Source organism: Amycolatopsis endophytica, assembly GCF_013410405.1.
Taxonomy (GTDB): Bacteria; Actinomycetota; Actinomycetes; order Mycobacteriales; family Pseudonocardiaceae; genus Amycolatopsis_E; species Amycolatopsis_E endophytica.
On record NZ_JACCFK010000001.1, the window covers coordinates 1348562 to 1368822 of the forward strand.

Annotated in this window: 21 protein-coding genes and 1 riboswitch; of the genes, 4 read left to right on the forward strand and 17 right to left on the reverse strand. The window is 72.0% G+C overall.

The window, feature by feature from the left end:
- Nucleotides 1–43: 43 nt before the first annotated feature.
- From hemC to HNR02_RS06670, 3 genes are read right to left on the reverse strand one after another with little or no spacing between them, the layout of a single operon-like run.
- Nucleotides 44–1003 carry a hydroxymethylbilane synthase gene (gene hemC, locus HNR02_RS06660; RefSeq protein ID WP_179772310.1) on the reverse strand — a complete coding sequence of 320 codons (960 nt, stop codon included), beginning with the start codon at nucleotides 1001–1003 and terminating at the stop codon, nucleotides 44–46.
- The gene (locus HNR02_RS06665) at nucleotides 1000–2319 is read right to left on the reverse strand and encodes a glutamyl-tRNA reductase (RefSeq protein WP_179772311.1); all 1320 of its coding nucleotides are present in this window, start codon (nucleotides 2317–2319) and stop codon (nucleotides 1000–1002) included. The genes hemC and HNR02_RS06665 overlap by 4 nt, the downstream gene beginning before the upstream one ends.
- Nucleotides 2320–3099 carry a redox-sensing transcriptional repressor Rex gene (locus HNR02_RS06670; protein ID WP_179772312.1) on the reverse strand — a complete coding sequence of 260 codons (780 nt, stop codon included), beginning with the start codon at nucleotides 3097–3099 and terminating at the stop codon, nucleotides 2320–2322.
- Nucleotides 3100–3339: 240 nt separating this feature from the next.
- On the opposite strand from HNR02_RS06670, the gene HNR02_RS36430 reads away from it, so the two are divergent.
- Nucleotides 3340–4428 (forward strand): glycosyltransferase, encoded by a 1089-nt coding sequence (locus HNR02_RS36430; protein WP_312860924.1) that lies wholly within the window; start codon nucleotides 3340–3342, stop codon nucleotides 4426–4428.
- On the opposite strand, the gene HNR02_RS06680 is transcribed toward HNR02_RS36430, so the two are convergent.
- Genes HNR02_RS06680 through HNR02_RS06690 form a run of 3 tightly spaced genes read right to left on the reverse strand, consistent with a single transcriptional unit; the run spans nucleotide 4415 to nucleotide 7729 of the window.
- Nucleotides 4415–5944, reverse strand: coding sequence for a molybdopterin-dependent oxidoreductase (locus tag HNR02_RS06680; protein WP_179772313.1), 1530 nt, complete (start codon nucleotides 5942–5944; stop codon nucleotides 4415–4417). The genes HNR02_RS36430 and HNR02_RS06680 overlap by 14 nt on opposite strands.
- A 46-nt stretch (nucleotides 5945–5990) precedes the next feature.
- The gene (locus HNR02_RS06685) at nucleotides 5991–6227 is read right to left on the reverse strand and encodes a glutaredoxin family protein (RefSeq protein ID WP_179772314.1); all 237 of its coding nucleotides are present in this window, start codon (nucleotides 6225–6227) and stop codon (nucleotides 5991–5993) included.
- 8 nt (nucleotides 6228–6235) lie between these two features.
- Complete coding sequence (locus HNR02_RS06690) at nucleotides 6236–7729, reverse strand: AMP-binding protein (protein WP_179772315.1); 1494 nt, start codon at nucleotides 7727–7729, stop codon at nucleotides 6236–6238.
- Between the two features lie 156 nt (nucleotides 7730–7885).
- On the opposite strand from HNR02_RS06690, the gene HNR02_RS06695 reads away from it, so the two are divergent.
- Complete coding sequence (locus HNR02_RS06695) at nucleotides 7886–8533, forward strand: sigma-70 family RNA polymerase sigma factor (RefSeq protein WP_179772316.1); 648 nt, start codon at nucleotides 7886–7888, stop codon at nucleotides 8531–8533.
- A gap of 39 nt (nucleotides 8534–8572) precedes the next feature.
- Nucleotides 8573–9568, forward strand: coding sequence for a DUF5667 domain-containing protein (locus HNR02_RS06700; RefSeq protein ID WP_179772317.1), 996 nt, complete (start codon nucleotides 8573–8575; stop codon nucleotides 9566–9568).
- A gap of 4 nt (nucleotides 9569–9572) precedes the next feature.
- Here the strand turns inward: HNR02_RS06700 and HNR02_RS06705 are convergent, their stop codons facing one another.
- A complete protein-coding gene (locus HNR02_RS06705) occupies nucleotides 9573–9887 on the reverse strand; it encodes a DMT family transporter (RefSeq protein WP_179772318.1) in 315 nt (104 codons plus the stop codon).
- 32 nt (nucleotides 9888–9919) lie between these two features.
- Nucleotides 9920–9979: riboswitch (guanidine-III (ykkC-III) riboswitch) on the reverse strand.
- A 250-nt stretch (nucleotides 9980–10229) separates the two neighbouring features.
- Between HNR02_RS06705 and HNR02_RS06710 the strand changes: the two genes are divergently transcribed.
- The gene (locus HNR02_RS06710; protein WP_218903584.1) at nucleotides 10230–11066 is read left to right on the forward strand and encodes an HAD family hydrolase; all 837 of its coding nucleotides are present in this window, start codon (nucleotides 10230–10232) and stop codon (nucleotides 11064–11066) included.
- 31 nt (nucleotides 11067–11097) lie between these two features.
- On the opposite strand, the gene HNR02_RS06715 is transcribed toward HNR02_RS06710, so the two are convergent.
- The 10 genes from HNR02_RS06715 to HNR02_RS06760 all read right to left on the reverse strand — a co-directional run bounded on the left by HNR02_RS06715 (nucleotide 11098) and on the right by HNR02_RS06760 (nucleotide 20223).
- Nucleotides 11098–12099, reverse strand: a complete 1002-nt coding sequence (locus HNR02_RS06715) for a lysophospholipid acyltransferase family protein (RefSeq protein WP_179772320.1) — start codon at nucleotides 12097–12099, stop codon at nucleotides 11098–11100.
- A gap of 28 nt (nucleotides 12100–12127) precedes the next feature.
- Complete coding sequence (locus tag HNR02_RS06720) at nucleotides 12128–13153, reverse strand: NAD-dependent epimerase/dehydratase family protein (RefSeq protein WP_179772321.1); 1026 nt, start codon at nucleotides 13151–13153, stop codon at nucleotides 12128–12130.
- Nucleotides 13154–13342: 189 nt separating this feature from the next.
- Nucleotides 13343–13444, reverse strand: coding sequence for a 30S ribosomal protein bS22 (locus tag HNR02_RS06725; RefSeq protein WP_017986394.1), 102 nt, complete (start codon nucleotides 13442–13444; stop codon nucleotides 13343–13345).
- Nucleotides 13445–13663: 219 nt separating this feature from the next.
- Nucleotides 13664–13876 (reverse strand): helix-turn-helix domain-containing protein, encoded by a 213-nt coding sequence (locus HNR02_RS06730; protein ID WP_179772322.1) that lies wholly within the window; start codon nucleotides 13874–13876, stop codon nucleotides 13664–13666.
- Between the two features lie 198 nt (nucleotides 13877–14074).
- Nucleotides 14075–14881 (reverse strand): pyrroline-5-carboxylate reductase, encoded by an 807-nt coding sequence (gene proC / locus HNR02_RS06735; RefSeq protein ID WP_179772323.1) that lies wholly within the window; start codon nucleotides 14879–14881, stop codon nucleotides 14075–14077.
- A 72-nt stretch (nucleotides 14882–14953) separates the two neighbouring features.
- A complete protein-coding gene (locus HNR02_RS06740) occupies nucleotides 14954–15781 on the reverse strand; it encodes a thioesterase family protein (protein ID WP_179772324.1) in 828 nt (275 codons plus the stop codon).
- Complete coding sequence (locus HNR02_RS06745; RefSeq protein WP_179772325.1) at nucleotides 15778–16704, reverse strand: proline dehydrogenase family protein; 927 nt, start codon at nucleotides 16702–16704, stop codon at nucleotides 15778–15780. Before HNR02_RS06745 ends, HNR02_RS06740 begins: the two co-directional genes overlap by 4 nt.
- An 84-nt stretch (nucleotides 16705–16788) precedes the next feature.
- On the reverse strand, nucleotides 16789–17562 hold the full coding sequence (locus tag HNR02_RS06750; RefSeq protein ID WP_179775742.1) for a sugar phosphate isomerase/epimerase family protein: 774 nt from the start codon (nucleotides 17560–17562) through the stop codon (nucleotides 16789–16791).
- A 26-nt stretch (nucleotides 17563–17588) separates the two neighbouring features.
- On the reverse strand, nucleotides 17589–19127 hold the full coding sequence (locus HNR02_RS06755) for an Rv0497 family membrane protein (protein WP_179772326.1): 1539 nt from the start codon (nucleotides 19125–19127) through the stop codon (nucleotides 17589–17591).
- Nucleotides 19128–19215: 88 nt separating this feature from the next.
- A complete protein-coding gene (locus tag HNR02_RS06760; protein WP_179772327.1) occupies nucleotides 19216–20223 on the reverse strand; it encodes a Ppx/GppA family phosphatase in 1008 nt (335 codons plus the stop codon).
- Between the last annotated feature and the right edge of the window lie 38 nt (nucleotides 20224–20261).

The window sequence follows — 20261 nt, forward strand, 5'->3', positions numbered from 1 at the left end:
CTATGAGTCGGCGCGAACGCGCCGAACCGTTCGAGGAACTGTTTCACCGTGATTCGCGGCCCGGGCCGGACAGCGCGCCGGCTCCGAGGTCGAGCAGCTCCGCGGCCAGTGCGCGGCCGAGTTGCTCCGCTTCGCTCTTGCCGGCGACCGCCGAGGCGCGCAGCAGCTGCACGGACTCCTCGTCGAGTCCGGCGGCGGCGACCCCGCGCAACGACACGCTCTCGATGACCGAGCCGTCCGCGTCGAGATCTTCCACCACCTCGGCGAGTGCGCCGACGGGCGCGCTGCAGCCGGCTTCGAGCGCGGCCAGCATGGCCCGCTCCGCCGTCACCGCGGCCCGTGTCGCTTCGTCGTCCACAATGGACCGAAGAAGGTGTTCGATGTCCACGTCGTCGACGCGGCACTCCGCCGCCAGCGCACCCTGCGCGGGTGCGGGCAGCATCTGGATCGGGTCCAGTGTCTCAGTGATCTTCTCGGCCTGCCCGGTGCGGACGAGACCCGCGCGCGCCAGCACGACGCCGTCGAGCTCGCCGTCGAAGACCTTCCGCATGCGGGTGCCGATGTTGCCGCGGATCGGCACGATCTCCAGGCCGAGGCCGAGCGCGCGCAGCTGCGCCACGCGGCGCGCGGCGCCGGTGCCCACCTTCGAACCCGGCGGCAGCTCACCCAGCGTCAGACCGTCGCGGGCGATCAGCGCGTCCCGCGGGTCCTCCCGCCGGGGCACGGCGGCCAGCACGATGCCCCGCTCGGGGGCGGTCGGCAGGTCCTTGTACGAGTGCACGGCGACGTCGACCTGCTTGGTCAGCAGGGCCTCACGCAGCGCCGAGGTGTACACCCCGACGCCGAGCTCGGTGACCGGCGTCTTCTTGTCCCGGTCGCCCGCGGTGGAGACGTGCACGACCTCCACCTGCTCACCGGCCTTGCGCAGGGCGTCGGCGATGATCTCGGTCTGCGCCAGGGCGAGCGCGCTGGCCCTCGTCCCGATCCGGATGGTTCTCGTCACTGGCTTTCACCGTCTGTCCTGGACTGGGAAGTGGGGCTGGCGACCACGGCGGGCGAGGCCGGGTCCAGCTCGAACAGCTCCCGCAGCGCGTTGGCGTAGTCCGTGCCCTGGGTTTCCGCGGCGAGCTGCTTCACCCGCACCGTCGGCGCGTGCAGCAGCTTGTCCACCACCCGGCGCACGGTCCGGTTGACTTCGTCGCGGACCTCGGCGTCGAGGCCGGGCAGCCGGTGGTCCAGCCGCAGCATCTCGGCGTCGACGACCTCGGCGGCCCGCTTGCGCAGCGCGGTGACGGTCGGGGTGACCGCGGCGCTGCGCTGGTTGGCGAGGTACTCGCGCACCTCGTCCAGCACGATGCCGTTGGCACGGGCGATCTGCCTGGCGCTGCCCGCCGATCCGAGCGAGTCCATCCGCTTGCGGACGGTCTCCAGGTCGACCAGGCGCACGCCGGGCAGGGTGTCCACGTCGGGGTGGACGTCGCGCGGCAGGCCGAGGTCGCACACGACCACGGGCCGCCCGCCGCGCGCGAGCAGGTGCTCGGGGGTGACCACGACGTCCTGGGCGCCCGTGCAGGCAACCACCACGTCGGCGTCGGTCAGGCGGGCGGTCAGCTCGTCCATCCCGGCCGCGACGGCGGGCACGCCCTGCTCGGTCACGTTGGCCGCGAGCCGTTCGGCGTTGGCCTGCGTCCGGTTCACCACCGTGATCCGGCCGATGCCGCCCTTGCGCAGCTGGCTCGCGGACAGCGCGCCCATCGAGCCGGCGCCGACGATCACCGCGTGCTTGCCTGCCAGGTCGGGCGCTTCGCCGAGGGCCTCCGACACCACGGACGCGCCGAGGTGGTCCAGCCCGGTCTCGGTGTGCACGCGCTTGCCGACGCGCAGGGTCGTCTGGATCAGCTCGTGCAGCGTGCGGCCGACCGTGCCGGCCTCGCGCGCCGCCGCGTAGTAGTTGCGGATCTGGCCGAGGATCTGGGTCTCGCCCACGACCATCGAGTCCAGGCCGGAGGCGACGGAGAAGATGTGCTCGACGGCGGCACCGGCGTAGTGCACGTACAGGTTGTCGTAGAGGTCCGCGGCCGCGCAGCCGGACTGGCGAGCCAGCACCTCGGACACGTCGGCGAGACCACCGTGGAACGCCTCGACCACCGCGTAGACCTCGATGCGGTTGCAGGTCGAGACGACCATGACCTCGTTCACGTGCGTGGACTGCTGCAGCTCGTGCAGCACCTTGTCCAGCTCGGTCGCGGGCACCGCGACCTTCTCCAGCGTTCGCAGGTCGGCGGTGCGGTACGACAGCCCGACGGCCAGGACACTCACTTACCGCACCACCATTCCGTTACCCACGTTCTCCGCTCGCCGGGCCACGTGGAACGACAGGATCTGCAGCTCCACGGCCAGGTCGACCTTGCGCACCTCGACATGGTCGGGCACCTGGAGTACCACCGGCGCGAAGTTCAGAACGCACTGCACGCCGCCCTGGACCAGACGGTCGGCGACCGTCTGCGCCGCGGGCGGCGGCGTGGCGATGACCCCGATCGAGATGCCCCGCTCCGAGCACACCTCGGGGATGTCGTTGAGGTGCGAGACCGGGATCCCGCCGACCGGCACGCCGATCAGGTCGGGGTCGATGTCGAACAGCGCCTCGACCGGGAACCCCCGGCCGGGAAAACCTCCGTAGTTGGCCAACGCATGTCCGAGGTTACCGATTCCCACCACCGCGACCTTGTGTTGTCGCGTAAGTCCCAGAATGCGTTCGAGCTGGGCCACCAGGACGGCCACCTCGTAACCGACGCCACGCGTGCCGTAGGAGCCGAGGTAGGAGAGGTCCTTGCGCAGCTTCGCGGAGTTCACCCCGGCCGCCGTGGCCAGCTCCTCGCTGGCCACGGTGGTCGCGCCCTGCTCGGACATCGCCGACAGCACGCGCAGGTAGACGGCGAGACGGGCGACGGCGGCCTCCGGGATCGAGCGGACCCTGGCCTCCTCGCCACCGTTCTCGGTGACCGCGGGCATCTCCGCGGTGGGGGCGTTGTCGGCATCGGGGGTGGACAGCTTCCGGGCGACGGCCGAACCGTTTCGCCGGTCACGCTGTGACACCACGCTGGTCTCCTCGTCCGACGTTCGCGAATTCCCTCTTGACCCGGGCCGTGAAGTCGGGTTCGATGCACGGCCATCCGAGGGGTACCGGCAATACGGTAGCCACTTGTGAACGCAGGCACAAAGTGGCTGGTCAACCGCATGACCCAACACACATTCCCGGGCTCCCCTTGACCGGCTGTGATCGACTGGCGGGGTAGATCCAGGAAAACCGGCTGGGGGTCGTGCGTGCGCGTGTGCCTGGTGTCGCATCGCCTCGGCGGGTTCGACGGCGTCAGCGTGGAGGCGGCCAAGTGGATCTCCGCGTTCCGGGCGCTCGGCGCGCAGGTGACCCGCGCTGCCGGTCACTTCGTCGACCACGAGCCCGGCGACGTCGTGGTGCGCGGCCTGTGGGCCGACCGTCCCGGCGGTGATCCGCCCGCTGTGGACCACGACACGATCCGCACCCTCTGCCGTACCCACGATCTGTTGGTCCTCGACAACGCCGGATCGCTGTGGAGCGCGCCGGAGGCGTCGCTGGCCTGGCAGGAGCACGCGCTCGCCGCCGGGATCCCGACCGTGCTGCGGCACCACGACCCGGCGTGGCAGGGCACCGCGCTGCGGCCCGTCGACGAGCACGTCGTGCCCCTGCACCACCCGGCCCACCTGCACGTGCTGATCAATCACCGCACCGCGCGCGAGTTCACCGAGCGCCACCCCGCGCTTGCTCGGGCGGGCGCGCTGCGCGTGTTGCACAACCGCATCGACGTCGACGGCCTCGCCCGCGGCGACCGCGACGGGACCCGGGCGCGCCTCGGCGCCGGCGCGCGGGACACGCTCGTCGTCCACCCCGCGCGCGTCGAAGGGCTGAACAAGAACATCCCCGGCGCCGTGCGGTTCACCCGCGAACTGGCCGCCAAGCTGGACAACCCAGTGCGCCACTGGCTCACCGACGACAGCCCGGCGAACGGGCCGGTGGCCGAGGCGCTGCGGCACGCACCGGGGCTGGTGCGTGGCCGCGTCGCCGACCCGGCGGACCTCTACGCCGCCGCCGACCTCGTCGTGCTGCCCTCGACCTGGGAGGGCTGGGGACTGCCGGTCACCGAAGCCGCGGCGGCGGGACGGCTCGTCGTCGCCGGGCCCTACCCCGTCCTGGACGAGATCCGCGCGCTCGGTCTCACCGTGCTCGACCCCGGCGAGGTGCCGCGGATCGCGGACCTGCTCACCGGCGGCCCCGTCCCGCTGCTCGCGGCGAACCGGGCGGCCGTGCGCCGCCACCTCGACGCCCGCGACCTGCCACGGGAACTGACCGAGGTCGTCACGCACGCCCGTGCCCTGGCTACCGGGCGGTGAAGCTGATGGTGTGCCAGCCCGTCGCACCGTCGGGTACGACGTCGGCCCGCTGGTCGGTCTGGGTGTAGCCGCTGCGGTCCGTCGCCCGCACCTTGACCAGGTGGCTGCCCGGCCCGGCCGTCACGTCGGCCCACCACATGCGCCACGCGTCGACCGTCACCTCGGTCGACAGCTCCGCGGGCACCCACGGGCCGTCGTCGATGCTGACCTCGACGCGGTCGATCCCGGTGTGCTGCGCCCAGGCGATCCCGGCGACCCGCACCTGCCCGGCGGGCACCGTGCCGCTCGGCGCGTCGATCCGGGACTCGGTCTTGATCGGTGCCTGCTCGGACCAGCCGCGCTGCAGCCAGTACGGCGTCCGGGCGTCCCAGGTGGTGACCTCCAGGTCGCGCACCCACTTCGTCGCCGAGACGTAGCCGTAGAGCCCTGGCACGACCAGCCGCGCCGGGAACCCGTGCTCGATCGGCAGCGGTTCGCCGTTCATGCCGATCGCGAGCATCGCGCCGACGCTCCGGTCGGTCATCGCGGACAGCGGCGTGCCCGCGGTCCAGCCGTCCTCGCTGGTGGAGAACACCTGCTGGGCGCCGGTCCGAACGCCGGCCTCGTCCAGCAGGTCGGCGAGGTCGACGCCGACGAACCGCGCGGTGGAGATGTAGGGGCCGCCGACCGGGTTGGACACGCAGCACAGCGTCACGATCCGTTCCACCAGCGGCCGGTCCCGGATGTCGGACCACGAGTAGATGACCTCGCGGTCCACCATGCCGTGGATCCGCAGCGACCAGTCCTCGGTGCGCACCTGCGGCACCACGAACGCGGTGTCGATCCGGTAGAAGTCCGCGTTGGGCGTGAAGAAGGACGGGGTGCCGAACTTCGCGAAATCCGCGCCCGCCGGGACCGGTGGCGCGGTCCGGGCTGGCACCAGCCGTCCGACCGCCGCGCGCGAGCCCTCGGCGTCCTTGCTCGTGCCGATCAGCTGCCCGGCGACCCCGGCGACACCCGCCCCGGCCACCGCGATCAGGAAGTTCCGGCGGGCCGTCGACGAGTACTGCCCGTCGAGCGCGCTGCGGTGCAGCCACGCGAACACCGCGAGCCCGGAGGCCAGGCTGACCACCGGCGCGAGAACCGCGACCTGCCCCAGGTCCGGCCTGGTGAACACCGCGACCACACCGAGCACGCCGACCACGCCGACGAACACCAGGCCGGGCGCGGGACGTCGGCGTGAGGCCAGCCCGGCGCCCACCGCGAGCGCCACCGCCACCACGGCCATCCCCGCCAGCAGCACGGCCTTGTCCGCGGTGCCGAACGCGCGGACCGCGAAGTCCTTGAGCCAGCCCGGCGTCACGTCGATCGCCGCGTTGCCCACGGCGAAGAACGGCGACGCGTTCGTGCCGACGAAGCCGGCCACCAGGTGTCCCGCGCCGAGCGCCGCGACCAGCGAAATCACCCCGATCAGCCCGGCGACGGGCGCGGACAGCCGTGGCGTCTCGGGTGGGGCGTCGGCGAGGTTCGTGCTCACCCCACCAGTCTGGCCCGGCCGGGCGTCCCGGGGGGTTACCGATCGCTTACGCCAGCGCGGCGCGGAGCCGGTCCTCCTCGACCTTCCAGTACCCGTGCTCGGCGCCGTCGACGAGGATCACCGGCACCCGGTCGCCGTACTCGGCGCGCAGCTCCGGGTCGCCATCGACGTCCTCGGCGCGCCACGGCACGTCCAGTTCACCGCAGATCCGCTCGACGTCGCGCTCCGCCTGCGCACAGGACGAGCAGCCCTGGCGGGTCATCACGGTCACTTCGTGGGCCATGACGGGAATCATCCCCGCAACCGGACGCGCCGCAGCTTGCCGGTCGGCGAATGCGGCAGCTTCCCGGCGAACTCGACCGTGTGCGGCACCTTGTAGCCCGCCAGGCGGGACTCGCAGTGCTCGACCACCTGCTGCTCGGACAGCGACGCCCCGGGCGAGGGCACGACGACGGCCTTGACCCCCTCGCCGCTGCGCTCGTCCAGCACCCCGACCACGGCGACCTCGGCCACCTCCGGCAGCTGCCCGATGACCTCCTCGACCTCGTGCGGGTACACGTTGAAGCCGTTGACGATCACCAGGTCGTTGGCGCGGTCGACCAGGTGCAGATCACCGTCGCTGTCCAGGAAGCCGACGTCGCCGGTGCGGAACCAGCCCTCGGCGTCCGGCCCGTGCGCGCCGTCCGGCCAGTAGCCGGAGAACAGGTTCGCGCCGCGGATCGCGACCAGGCCGGTGCCGTCGCCGTCCTCCTCGAACACGTCCTCCGGATCGTCCGGGTCGAGCGGCACCGGCTCACCGGACCCGTCCGGCCCGACCAGCCGCACCTCCACGCCGGGCAGCGGCCGACCGGTCGACCCCGGCTTCGGATAGCCGGTGACCAGCGTGGACGTCACCACCGGCGCGGTCTCGGTCAACCCGTAGCCCTCGAAGACGCCCAGCCCGGTCTTCTCCCGGATCGCGGCCAGCACCTTCGGGTGCAGCGGCGCGGCGCCCGAGGTGAGCAGGCGCACGGTGGCCAGGCCCTCGCCCAGCTCGTCGCGGTCGAGCGCGGCCAGTTCGCCGTACATCGCGGGCACGCCGCCGATCACCGTGACCCGGTGCTCGGTGCACGCCCGCAGCGCCTGGCGCGCGTCGAACCGCTCCGCGAGCACGGCCGTCGCGCCCACCGCGGTGGTCAGCAGCAGGCCCGGCCCGAGGCCGTAGACGTGGAACAGGGGAATCGCGATCAGGACCCGGTCCGGATGTCCGACCGGCGCCGGGTCGAGCTTGCCCAGCTGGTCGAGGTTGGCCAGCAGCGCGCGGTGGGACAGCATCACGCCGCGCGGCGGACCGGTCGTGCCCGAGGTGTAGGACAGCACCGCGGTGTCCTCGCCACCGCCGAGTGCGGTGAAAGTCTCCCCCGGTCCGATTTCCGGGCGCAGCACCGGCGCGTCCGGCGTCCCGTCCTCGGGGTCGCGGCTGATCACCAGCCGCGCGCCGCTGTGCGTCAGCACGGTCTCCAATTCGGCGCGCGGGGCCAGCGGTGAGACCGGCGTGGCAACCGCTCCGCACCGGGTGACACCGAACAACGCGACCGCGAAGTCCGCCGAGGTGGGCAGCCGCAACGCCACGCGGTCTCCGGGCTCGACGCCCTGGACGGCCAGACGCGCCGCGAGACCGCTCGCCGCCGCGTCGAGTTGCGCCCAGGTCAGGCTGAGACCGGCCGCGGTGTCGATCACCGCGACCGAGCCCGGCCACCGCTGCGCGGCGCCGGAGAGCAGGTCGGCGAGGTTGCCCGTGTTCATGAGAGCAGTGTGGCATCAGCTCACCCGGTGTGGGGGCCTTCGGTGATCGTCGCTCTTCCGAGACCCCCACCACTACCTACTTCCGGGTAACTACACGTATGCTGCTTCTCGCGTCGTAGTGGTGCTGATCACTCGGGGTCGGACAGAGGAGTCGCCGTGACCAACTGGCTTGCCGCCCGTCCAGCGGGCCTGCACGTCGGCACGGTCGCCCGCGCGGACGCGGTGCCGGACGAGCAGGCGGGGCCGTGGGCCCTGGTCCGCGCCGCCCAGCAGGGCGACACCGCCGCCTTCGGGACGCTCTACGACCAGTACGTGGACGTCGTCTACCGCTACGTGTACTTCCGCCTCACCGACCGCGAACTCGCCGAGGACATCACCAGCGAGACGTTCCTGCGGGCACTGCGCCGGATCTCTTCGGTCAGCTACCAGGGCCGCGACGTCGGCGCCTGGTTCGTCACCATCGCCCGCAACATCGTGCTCGACCACCTCAAGTCGAGCCGGTACAAGCTCGAAGTCGTCACCGACCAGGTCGCCGACTCCGGTACGGCACCCTTCACCGGCCAGTCCGGACCCGACGCGGGCCCGGAACAGCAGGCGGTCACCAGCGCGACCCGCACCGCCCTGCTCACCGCGATCTCCGGACTGGGTGAGGACCAGCGGGAATGCATCGTCCTGCGGTTCGTCCAGGGCCTGTCACTGGCCGAGACGGCGCAGATCATGCGGCGCAACGAGGGCGCGATCAAGGCACTCCAGCACCGCGCCGTGCGCAAGCTCGCACAGCTGTTGCCGGACGGGTGGCGCTGAACCCGTAACAACCGGACTGTTTGCGTCGTTGCAGCAGTTGTGGAACAACCCCGGTGGACGGCGCGTGAGCTGGAGGTCATCTCCGGCCTGCGCGACCTGGGCCGCGCCGTCGAACCGGACGGGGACACCAGGGCCCGGATCCACCGGGACATCGAGCGGAAGCTGGAGACCGGGCCGGGCCGCCGCCGTCGCGCGGTCGCGACGCTGCTGGCGGCCGCGGCCGCGTTGATCGTCTTCACCGGCGGGGTCGGGCTGGTGCTCTCCCGGGGCTCGCTGCCCGGCGATCCGCTCTACGGCATGAAGCGGGCGGGCGAGTCCGCCGAGCTGCAGTTCACCTTCGACGAGGCGGCACGCGGCGAGAAGCACCTGCGGTTCGCGTCGAACCGGCTCGACGAGCTGGCCGCGATGGACTCCCCGGACACGAACGCGTTCCTGACATCGTTGTCGGCGTTCGTGGCGGAGGCGAAGACCGGTACCGCGCAGCTGACCGTGGCCGGCGTCCAGGGCGACACCGGCAGGTTCGGCCAGCTGCGGACCTGGGCGCGCGAGCAGAACGCGAAACTCATCGGTTTCGACGTGCCGAGCGGGGCGCGGACCGGGTTCGAACAGGCAGGCGCACTGCTGAAACGCATCGACGAGCGGGCGCTGACGCTGTCGACGCGCCTGTCCTGCTACCGCATCACCACCGGCGACTCCGACGACCTCGGGGCCGTTCCCGCGAGCGGCGACTGCACGGTGCCCGACGCCCTGCCCGGAACCACGCCAGACCCGGCGGCGGAACCACCCGTGAGCAGCGAATCCCCGGCACCGGTCGAGATCGCGACCACCCCGACCCAGCGCGAGAGCGCCGCGCCGGTCGTGCCCCTGCCGACCGGGCCACTGCCGTCGAGCACCTCGACGAGCCCGACGGCCCAGCAGCCACCGATCAGCGCACCGGCCATGCCGCCGCCCTCGACCGTCCCCACGCCCTCGCCGCCGCCGCTGATCTCGATCCCGCCCCTGATCCCCGGACTGCCCGGACTGGGCATCGGCTGAGGAGTCAGTGCAGCACCTTCAAGCCGACCACCCCGGCCACGATCAGCCCCAGGCACAGCAACCGCGCCACGGTGGCGGGCTCGCCGAGCGCGATCATCCCGTAGACGGCGGTGCCGACCGCGCCGATCGCGACCCACACCGCGTAGCCGGTGCCGATCGGGATCGTGCGCATGGCGTAGGACAACCCGGCCATGCTGGCGACCAGCGCGACGACGAACAACACACTCGGGACCGGGCGGGTGAAACCGCGGGCGGCGTTGAGCGCCGCCGCCCACGCGGTTTCGAGAAAACCGGAAACGATGAGCACGAGCCAAGCCACGACCACGAACCTCCGACGACGAGGACCACTGTTCCGCGTCGTCTTGTCGTGCCGGGTACGACGGCTCGTCCGGGGTGGCGCACCACCGCCGCCCAGACTACCCGTGACCGCAACGCTGTGACCGGAACACCACGAACAGTAACCCACGGGCAGGCTCGCCAGCCCTGACCGCGACCCGGCGGTCAGGGCCCGGAGGGAACCAGATCGGGGCCGCGGCGGGTGGGGATCGGCTGATCCGGATGCGTGGCGCCCTCGCTACGCTGACCCCAGGCACAAGTGCAGGAGGCGGTGTGCGTGTGGCGCAGCAGGGGTGACGGCCCGGAACGCGAGCGGCTCGCCGAGATGGCGGGCGAGGCGTCCGCCGATGCCGCCGTGGCCATGGAGTCGCAGCTCGACCAGCCGCCGGCCCCTCCGGACCTGACCGCCGCCGCGTTCTTCGACGTCGACAACACCATGATGATGGGCGCGTCGATCTTCCACTTCGCCCGCGGCCTGGCCGCGCGCAAGTACTTCACCACCTCCGACCTGGCCGGGTTCGCCTGGCAGCAGATCAAGTTCCGGGTCGGCGGGCGCGAATCGCACAGCGGCGTGCAGTCCAGCCGCGAGCAGGCGCTGTCGTTCGTCGCCGGCAAGACGGTCGCCGAGATGAACCAGGTCGGCGAGGAGATCTACGACGAGCTGATGGCCGACAAGATCTGGTCGGGCACCCGCGCGCTGGCCGAAATGCACCTCAACGCGGGCCAGCGGGTCTGGCTGGTGACGGCGACGCCGGTCGAACTGGCGGCGATCATCTCCCGGCGGCTCGGCCTGACGGGCGCGCTGGGCACGGTCGCGGAGCACGTGGACGGCGTCTACACGGGACGGTTGGTCGGCGACATGCTGCACGGCCGCGCGAAGGCACACGCGGTACGTGCGCTGGCCGCGCGGGAGGGCCTGAACCTCCGGCGCTGCACGGCGTACTCGGACTCGTCCAACGACATCCCGATGCTGTCCGTGTGCGGCACCGCGGTGGCGGTCAACCCGGACGCCGGCCTGCGCGAGATCGCCCGCGCCCGCGGCTGGGAGATCCGCGACTTCCGCACCGGCCGCAAGGCGGCCAAGATCGGCGTCCCGTCGGTGCTCGGCGCGGGCGCGGTGGCCGGCGCCGTGGCCGCCGGAATGGCCTACCGCCGCCGCTGAGCCCGCTCGCCCGATGCGGCACCGGGGAACGTCAGTCCCGGAACGGGCTCCGCCGGTGCGCCAGCCGCCGGTACAGCGCCGTCTGGATCGACTCGCGCACCTGGTCGGTCAGCGAGAACACCAGCATCGGGTCGTCGAGGTCGTCGTCGCTGTAGGAGTCGGTCGTGATCGGCTCACCGAACTCGATGTGCCACTTCGTCGGCAGCGGGATCGCGCCCAGCGGCCCGAGCAGCGGGAAGAACGGCGTCACCGGGAAGTACGGCAGGCCCAGCAGCCGGGCCAGCGGCTTCAGGTCACCGATCTTCGGATAGATCTCCTCCGCGCCGACGATCGAGCACGGGATGATCGGCACCCGCGTCCGCAGCGCCGCCGACACGAAACCCCCGCGGCCGAACCGCTGTAGCCGGTACCGGGACCCGAACGGCTTGCCGATGCCCTTGAACCCCTCCGGCCACACACCCACCAGTTCGCCCGAGCGCAGCAGCCGCTCGGCGTCGGCCGCGCAGGCCAGCGTCTGCCCCGTCTTGCGGGCCAGCGCGCCGAGCAGCGGCGTCTGGAACACCAGGTCGGCGCCCAGCATCCGCAGGTGCCGGCGGTCCGGTGTCTCGTCGTGCACCGCGACCGCCGTCATCACCGCGTCGAGCGGCAGCGTGCCGGAGTGGTTGCACACGATCAGCCCACCACCCTCGGCCGGCAGGTTCGCCACCCCGTGCGCGGTGACCCGGAAGTACTTCTCGTACAGCACCCGCAGTGGCGGCAGCACGAGCGTCTCGGTCAGCTCCCGGTCGAAGCCGAACTCGTCGACGTCGTAGTCGCCGGTCAGCCGGTGCCGCAGGAACCCGAGCAGCCGCGACACCGGATCGGGATCCGCCGCCGGGGTGGGCACCTCCTCGGGTGCCGCGCTCTTCGCCGGGAACGCGACGACGGGTGCGTCGGCCGGGGTTTCGCCGGGACGCGATGCCGCGTCCGCCGGCTTCTCGCGGCCGGGTGCGCGCAGGGGGATGACCTGCGCTTCCGCGCTGCTGGTCGTCACTGGTCTTGCCCCGCTTTCCGCTCACTGGTCATCGGAGGGCCGCCAGCACCTTGCCCGCCGCACCGGCCAGGTGGTCACCGTCGAGCACGGGCCGCAGCCCGCGCCCGGTGACGTAGTCGTCGAAAGCCGCCTCGCTGGACCACCGCGGCCGGTAGCCGAACACGTCGATCAGCCTGGTCGTGTCCACGACCCGCCCGTAGTTGAGCAGGCGCACCTGGTCGTGCGAGAAGTCCACCCTCGCGCCACGCAGCACCTTCGCCGCCGACCCCACCATCGTCCGCGGCACCGGCAGCTCGACCCGGCCCGCGCGCCGGATCGCCTGCGACAACGTCAGTACCCCGTCCCCGCCGACGTTGAACACACCCGGTTTGTCTTCCAGTGTCGCCTTTTCCAGGACCGCCAGCGCGTCCGAAGAGTGCAGCAGCTGCATCCGGGCGTCGTAACCGAGCACGGTCGGCACGACGGGGAGCGCGAAGTAGCGCGCCAGCACGGTGTCCACGTCGGGCCCGATGACGTTGGTGAACCGCGCGGTGGTGATGGTCATGTCCGGGCGGCGGCGCGCCAGACCACGTACGTAGCCCTCCATCTCGACGGCGTCCTTCGCGTAGCCGCTGGAGGAGGCCGGGATGAGTTCCGAGTCCTCGGTGAAGACCGCCTGCGAGCGGGGCCCGGCGCCGTACACCGCGGCGGTGGACTTCACGACGAGCTTGCGCACCTTCGGAGCGCGCTGGCAGGCGGCGAGCAGGCGCATCGTGCCGATGACGTTGACCTCCTTGATCGCCGTCCGGCGCGCCGGCCCGGCGGGGTGCACGGTGGTCGAGCAGTGCACGACGGTGTCCACCCCGGCGGAGTCGATGACCTTGGCGATCAACGGGTTGCGGATGTCGGCCCGGACGAACTCGGCGTGCCCGAGCCGCCGCAGCACCGTGCGGGACGGCGGGGCGGTGTCGACGCCGATGACGCGTTCGAGATCCGGGTGGTTGCCCAGCCGTACCAGCAGTCTGCCTCCGAGTTCGCCGCCGACCCCGGTGACCAGCACGACAGTGGACGCCATGAATCCCCCTGACAAGGGTGCGGGATGTGGTGTTCGCGGCAGTCGCCGATGCTACCTCGCAACCGGGCCCGCGTCAGGAGGCCTAACACGCTATTAACCCAGGTCAGGGACTTTGGTCACTGATCGGCGAAACGCACGTGGCCCGCCCGGAGATCCGGACGGGCCACGACGAGAGCATTCGGCGCAGGCTTACTTGCCCTGCTTGCGACGCTGCATCCGCGTCCGGCGCAGCAGCTTGCGGTGCTTCTTCTTCGACATGCGCTTGCGGCGCTTCTTGATCACCGAGCCCACAGGTGCTCCTTCACGGTTCGTCTTCTTCACACGCTGCCCAGCGCAACGTCCAAAGAGTTGAAGCGCTACAGGCACGAGCGGCCCTTAAGGTTACCGGGCAGGCCCACGCACAGACGCAGGCCCCCGGCCTAACACTTGTTCGGAGGAGACCTGCGTAGCGGTGCGAGTGGCGGTGCGAGCTGCTCGGGTGGAAAGAGCAACGGCTCCGCCGCTCAGCGCCTACCCCACGTCGAAGTAGGCGCTCTCCAAATACTCGTGTACGGCCTTCTCGGGCACCCGGAACGACTTGCCGACGCGAACGGCCGGTAGCTCGCCCGAGTGCACGAGCCGGTAGACGGTCATCTTGGAGACCCGCATCAGCGTGGCCACCTCGGCGACCGTCAGGAACTGGACCTGCCCTACGGCGGGCACGTCCTTGTTGTTCGACGGCATACGTCACCGTGCCCTTCGACACGTGTCGTGCCGCTCGGCTTCCCCACCGGGCGGTACCGACACGCACGTGCTTCACCCTTGAGGGTAGCGGGACACCTGGGGCCAATGCGACGCCCGGCCGGTACTTTCCCGCGAAAGTGCCCGGACGGTGGCGCCCGTTCGGCCTAGTCAGAGCCTGTCCGGGGCAGGTGCGCAGGGCTATTCGTGTGCTTTGCCGAGCTGCACGGACCGGTCGCGGGCCGCTTCGATCGCGGCCAGCAGCGCCGCCCGGACGCCGTGCTTCTCCAGTTCGCGGATGGCGTTGATCGTGGTGCCCGCGGGGGACGTGACGGCCTCGCGCAGGATGACCGGGTGCTCGTCGGTGTCGGCGAGCATCTTCGCGGCACCCACGGCGGACTGGATGATCAGCTTCTCGGCCACCGCGCGCGGCAGGCCGAGCAGGATCCCGGCGTCGATCATGGCCTCGACCAGGAAGAAGAAGTACGCCGGCCCGGACCCGGACAGCGCGGTGACCGCGTCCTGCTGCGATTCGGGCACCTCGACGACCTGCCCGACGGTGGCGAGCATCTCCTTCACCAGCGCCACGTGACCGGCGGTGGCGTGCCTGCCTGGCGACACCGCGCTCATCGCCTCGCCGACGACCATCGGGGTGTTCGGCATGACTCGCACGACCGGGACACCCTCGGGCAGACGGCGCTCGTAGAGGCTGGTCGGCAGACCCGCGCACAACGACACGACCAGCGAGCCCGGCCCCACCAACGGTGCCAGTTCGGCCAGCACGGGCTCGATGTCCTGCGGCTTGACCGCGACCACCAGCACGTCCGCGCGCTTGGCCGCCTCCGCGACCTCGACGCCCGCGATGCCGTACCGCGCGGTCAGCTCGGCCGCGCGCTCCGGGTGGCGCTCGGTGAACAGCAGCTCCTCCGCGCCGCGACCGCCCTGCAGCAGGCCGCCCAGCAGCGCCTCACCGATCTTGCCCGCACCGAGAACCGCAATCACCGTCATGTCACCAGCGTGCCAAAGCCCGCTCGCACCCCGAAGACGGGGCCGCCCCCCAATGCCACATCGGGGAACGTGTCAGTGGGACGGGGCGAGAGCCAGCTGGCGGGCCTGGCAGACGAGGCGTCCGGCGGAGTCGATCACCGTCGCGTCCGAGTCGAACCACGACTCCTGCACCGCGCGGCAGTCGACCTGCACCCGCAGCCACCCCGGCGCGGGCCGGGCCCGCACCAGGGCCGTGAGCTGGGCCGTCGGTGCCCAGCCCACCCGTCCCAGGTTGACCACCACCGGCGGGTTGATGTCGGCGGCGACCAGGGCGAAGTAGGTGTCCGGCACCGAGTGCCTCGGCCTGACCCACAGGCGCATCCGCGGCGGGTCGCCGTTGCGGCCGGCCAGGTAGCCCGCCGTGGCCGGGTCGATCCGCACCTCACAGCCCTTGGCGAGGTTGAACGCGCCCTCCGACGTGTCGCCGCTGAGGTGGATCGCGCGCGGCGGCGGCTCGACCGGCATCTGCGGCAGGTCCGTCCACTCCGCGCGCCGCACCGGCAGCCGCCCGGTGGTGATCGTCGCCTCGACGCAGCTGCGTCCGCGCTGTTCCAGCCGCACGGCGACGACCGTCGCGCGGCGGCCGACCTTGCGGATGTCCGTGCGCAGCAACGCCGGCCCGACCGCGGGCGGCCGCAGGAACTCGGCGCTCACCGCCAGCGGATCCGTCGACGGCTCACCGCGCTCGGACAGCACCGCCAGCGCCGACCGCGCCATGAGGGCCATCAGGAACCCCCCGTGCGGGTGAGAGCCGATGGCCCACTCGTGCCGCAGGTCCGCGGTCAGCGTGCCGTCCCCCAGCGACCGGACCGCGCAGGCCACCTCGAAGGCCCTGGGGTCCGGGACCTCTGCCGCGCTCACGAACGGCTGACCAGCGCGCGCAGGAAGAACCCGACGTTCGCGGGGCGCTCGGCCAGCCTCCGCATCAGGTAGGCGTACCAGTGCTCGCCGAACGGCACGTAGATCCGCACGGTCTCCCCCTCGCCTGCCAGGCGCCGCTGCTCGTCCGGCCGGACGCCGTAGAGCATCTGGTACTCGTAGCTGCCCTGCTTGCGGCCGTACCACCGGGCGCGTTCGGCGAGGATCGCGATCAACCGCGGATCGTGCGTGGCGAACATGGGATAACCGTCACCGGCCAGCAGCAAGTTCGCACAACGGACATAACTGAGGTCGACCTCGTGGGTGTGCGAGAACGCCACTTCGCCCGGTTCGGCGTAGGCGCCCTTGCACAGCCGGATCCGTGAGTCGCCCACCGCCAGGTCGCGGACGTCGTCCTCGGTGCGGCGCAGGTACGACTGGAGCACCCCGCCCACCCACGGCCAGGTGCGGCGCAACTCGGCGAGCGCGCGCAGGGTCGCGTCGGTGGTGGTGTGGTCCTCCATGTCGAGGGTGACGGTCGTGCCGCACTGCTCGGCCGCCGCGCACACCCGGTACGCGTTGTCGAGCGCGAGCCGTTCGTCCAGGCGCAGGCCGAGCGCGGACAGCTTGACGCTGACCTCGACCCGCGCCGTCAGCCCCTCGGCGTAGAGCCGGTCGAGCAGCGCCAGGTAGGTCTGGACCGTCCGCTCGGCGTGGAACGGCTCGGTCACGTCCTCGCCGAGGTGGTCGAGCGTGACCCACAGCCCGTCGTCGACCAGGCGGCCCACGCGCGTGACGGCGTCGGCGACCGTGTTCCCGGCGACGAATCGCTCGACGACACCTGAGGTTCCCGGAGTTGTCGCCACGAGGCGGCGGACCACCTCGCTTCCGGCGGCGGCGAGAATCAGCGAGCGCAGCGGGTTCACGACAGAAACTTTACGTGTTCATCTATCGGAAGCCCATGATCCGGGGCACTCGCGGACGTGAGATGTTGATCTTGTAAAAGGGCCTCACTGCCCCAGGTGGAAGCGGGCGAACAGCAGGGCCTCGGCCAGATCACGGGCCCGGTCCGCGGCGCTGACGGCACGGCGCGTGTTGACCTCCAGCACCACCTGACCGGTGAACGACGCCACGACCAGCTTCTCCAGCAACTCGGCGCACGGCTGGTTCCCCCGGCCCGGGACGAGGTGTTCGTCCTTCGGGACACCCGTCCCGTCCGCGAGGTGCACGTGCGTGAGCCCGGACCCCATCCGCTCCGCCAGCGCCATCGCGTCCATGCCGGCCGCGGCGCTGTGCGACAGGTCGAGCGTGTAGTGCCGGTACCCGACTTCCGTCGGGTCGATCGACGGCCGGAACGCCGACACGCGCGCGTCCCGGCGCCCGCCGGGCGGGCGGACCTTGAACATGTTCTCGACCGCGATCTCGACGCCGGTCTCGTCCTCCAGCCCCGCCACGAGGTCGGGGAACATATCGCCGTAACGGCGCTGCCACCGGAACGGCGGGTGCACCACGACCGTGCGCGCGTCCAGTTCGATGGCCGCCTCGACGCTGCGCCGCAGCCGGACCGCCGGGTCCGGCGACCACACCCGCTGGGTGATCAGCAGCGACGGCGAGTGCACCGACAGCACCGGTACCCCGGTGTCGCGGGACAGGCGCCGCAGCGCACCGACGTCCTGGCTGAGCGGGTCGACCCAGACCATCACCTCGACGCCGTCGTAACCCAGCCGCTGGGCCAGCTCGAACCCGGCGCCGGCCCGCAACGGCCAGACCGACGCGGTGGACATTCCGATCGGTACCGGCACCGCTCGCGCTACCTCGACAACAACAGCAATGCCGCGGGCGAGACGGTCACCACCAGGCCGACCAGCACCGCGAGCACGGTGGTCTGGATGTCGTCCGCGCGGCGGATGCGCCGCACGATCCACACCAGGGCCACGATCACGACCAGCGCGGCGATCAGCGCCACGGCCGGGATCTGTCCCCAGATCCAGTTGAAGCCGAGCCACACCGCGGCACCGCCGACGACACCACCGGCGAGCTGGCCCGCCATCGACAACCACTGCTTCGCCGGCGATGCCTCGGAAACCTCCCGCTCCGTGGCCTTGACCGGTTCGGCCTCGTCCTCGTCGGGCTCGTCGTCGTAGTCGAACGCCGCGGCGTCGGCGGCTTCCTCGGCCGGGCCGAAGTCGCCGAACTCGTCCACGTCGTCGTCATCGTCGGCGAACGGGTCGTGGAACCCGGTGGCCTCGAGGGCGTCCTCGGGCTCGTCCCGCGGCGGGGGGCCGGGCGCGAACGGCGTGAAGCCGGACGGATGCTCGGGTTCCGCGGGCACCGCGGGCATGAGGCCGACCTCGGTGTCCTCGTTCTGGGCCTCGTCGCGGCGACGGCGCCAGCGCTGCAACCCGGCGGGCGGCGCGGCCAGGCCCGCGGGCGGCCCGTCGGGGACCGGTTCCTCGGGCGGACCGGCGTCGCTGACGGGCTCGAACTGCTCGGTGCTCGGATCCGGCGGCGGCGTGACCCGCGCCGGTGCCCGGCGGGGACGGCGCGGCGGCGGGAAGGTCCCGGTGGCGCGCCCGCCGGCGGGCGGGGCGTCCGGATCGACCGGCGCGTCAAGGCCGTCCAGGCGCGCGGACAGCCCGGTGGCGGTCTCCTCGGCCGAACGGCGGCGCAGCGGCGGCGGGGCCGCGTCCGCGGGCGGCGGCACGGGCAGGGCACCGGACTCCTGCGGCGGCGGAACCGGCAGCGCACCCGGCTCCTGCGGCGGGCGCCGCACGAAACCGGAGTCCTGCGGGTGCGGACGCCGCATCGGCATCGAGTCCTGCGGCGGCGGCAGCGCGCCGCTGTTCGGGCGCGCGAACCCGCCCGAATCCTGCTGACCGCGACGCGGCAGGGCACCGTTGTCGGGACGCTGCTCGGGCGGCACCGGCCGCGGCAGGGCGGCCGAACTCTGCTGGCCGGGGTTCTCCGGCGGAACCGGTCGCGGCATCGCCGCGGAACTCTGCTGGCCAGGGGGAACGGGAGGCACGGGCGGCGGGCCCTGCTCCGGGCGGCGGAACCCGCCCGAGTCCTGACGGCCCGGTGAATCCGGCATCGCGCGGCGGCCGCCGTTGCGACCGGGCGGCGGGGGCGTCGCGCCGTTGGAGCGCACCCGGTCGATGATCGCCTGCGGACCGGTCTCCGTGACGCTGTGACCGCCGTGACGCGGACCGTCGTTCTCCTCCGGCGCCACGTCCTCGTCGTCGGCGGCACGCCGACGACGCCGCCTGCCCTCGAGGTTGTTCCCCCCGTGCAGGGCGAGCAGCTCGGCGACGGTCTTCTGCGAGCGGTCTTCTCGGCTCTCTCGGCTCATCGTGTCATCCCAAACAGCGCGTAGGGCCACAAGACGCGGGCTCGTGTACCGCACACGCCCACCACCGCCTTACGCATCCTTCCGCCTTTCACCGTGCCTGATCGAGCTCACCGAGGTCCAGCCGCTTGCTGTCACCGGTGGTTTTGCCGCGGCGAACAGCCGCCCCGTCGCCGTTGGAGTGATCAAGTCGCCGCAGGATGACACCCTCCCGCAGCGCCCAGGGACAGATCTCCAGTTCTTCCAGCGCCAGCGCCCGCATGGTGGCCTGTGCCACCAGCGCGCCCCCGGCCAGCTGGTGGGCCCGGCTCGCGCTGACCCCTTCCAGTTCGGCGAGGTCGGCCGCCTCCATCCGGGAGATGAAGGCGATGAGCTGCCGCAGTGCGGTCTGGGACAGGGTACGGCGTACCCGCGGGCCCTCTGCGGAGGGAGCCGCCCCGGTCAGCCTGGCCAGCGAACGGAACGTCTTCGAGGTCGCCACCACGCGGTCCGGCGGACCGATCTTCGCGACCCGTTTGGCCAGCGGCGCGAGCTGGTCCTCCAGCCACGCCGACGTCGCGACCAGCTCGGACCTGGTCGGCGGATCGTGGCTGAACCGGGTGCGGGTGATGCGGCCCGCGCCCAGCGGCAGCGAGTCCGCCAGCTCCGGTTCCTCGTCGATCCCCATCGCGACTTCCAGCGAACCGCCCCCGATGTCGAGCACCAGCAACTGACCGGCCGACCAGCCGAACCACCGCCGCACCGCGAGGAAAGTCAAGCGTGCCTCGTCAACGCCGGACAGGACGCTCAGTTCGACACCGGTCTCGTCGGCGACCTTGCGCAGCACCTCGGCGCTGTTGTCGGCCTCGCGCACCGCCGAGGTGGCGAAGGCCATCAGCTCCTCGCAGCCCAGCTTCGCCGCCGAGACCTTCGCGTTCTCGATGGCCTCGACCAGCGCCTGGGCACCCTGCTTGGACAGGTGGTTGGCGCTGGTGATCTGCTCCGCCAGCCGCAGCACCGTCTTCTCCGAGTGCATCGGCGTCGGGTGCGCGCCACGGTGCGCGTCCACCACCAGCAGGTGGACGGTGTTCGAACCGACGTCGAGGACCCCTAGGCGCACAAAGCACTACGGTACCGGGCCACGCACTGTGCGGCTGC

Bases quoted from the DNA above. Each gene is read 5' to 3' on its own strand.
- HNR02_RS06755 (WP_179772326.1), bottom strand. From the start codon at position 19,127: ATGAGCCGAGAGAGCCGAGAAGACCGCTCGCAGAAGACCGTCGCCGAG.
- HNR02_RS06710 (WP_218903584.1), top strand. From the start codon at position 10,230: ATGGCGGGCGAGGCGTCCGCCGATGCCGCCGTGGCCATGGAGTCGCAG.
- HNR02_RS06720 (WP_179772321.1), bottom strand. From the start codon at position 13,153: ATGGCGTCCACTGTCGTGCTGGTCACCGGGGTCGGCGGCGAACTCGGA.
- HNR02_RS06685 (WP_179772314.1), bottom strand. From the start codon at position 6,227: ATGGCCCACGAAGTGACCGTGATGACCCGCCAGGGCTGCTCGTCCTGT.
- HNR02_RS06750 (WP_179775742.1), bottom strand. From the start codon at position 17,562: ATGTCCACCGCGTCGGTCTGGCCGTTGCGGGCCGGCGCCGGGTTCGAG.
- proC (WP_179772323.1), bottom strand. From the start codon at position 14,881: ATGACGGTGATTGCGGTTCTCGGTGCGGGCAAGATCGGTGAGGCGCTG.
- HNR02_RS06730 (WP_179772322.1), bottom strand. From the start codon at position 13,876: ATGCCGTCGAACAACAAGGACGTGCCCGCCGTAGGGCAGGTCCAGTTC.
- HNR02_RS06690 (WP_179772315.1), bottom strand. From the start codon at position 7,729: ATGAACACGGGCAACCTCGCCGACCTGCTCTCCGGCGCCGCGCAGCGG.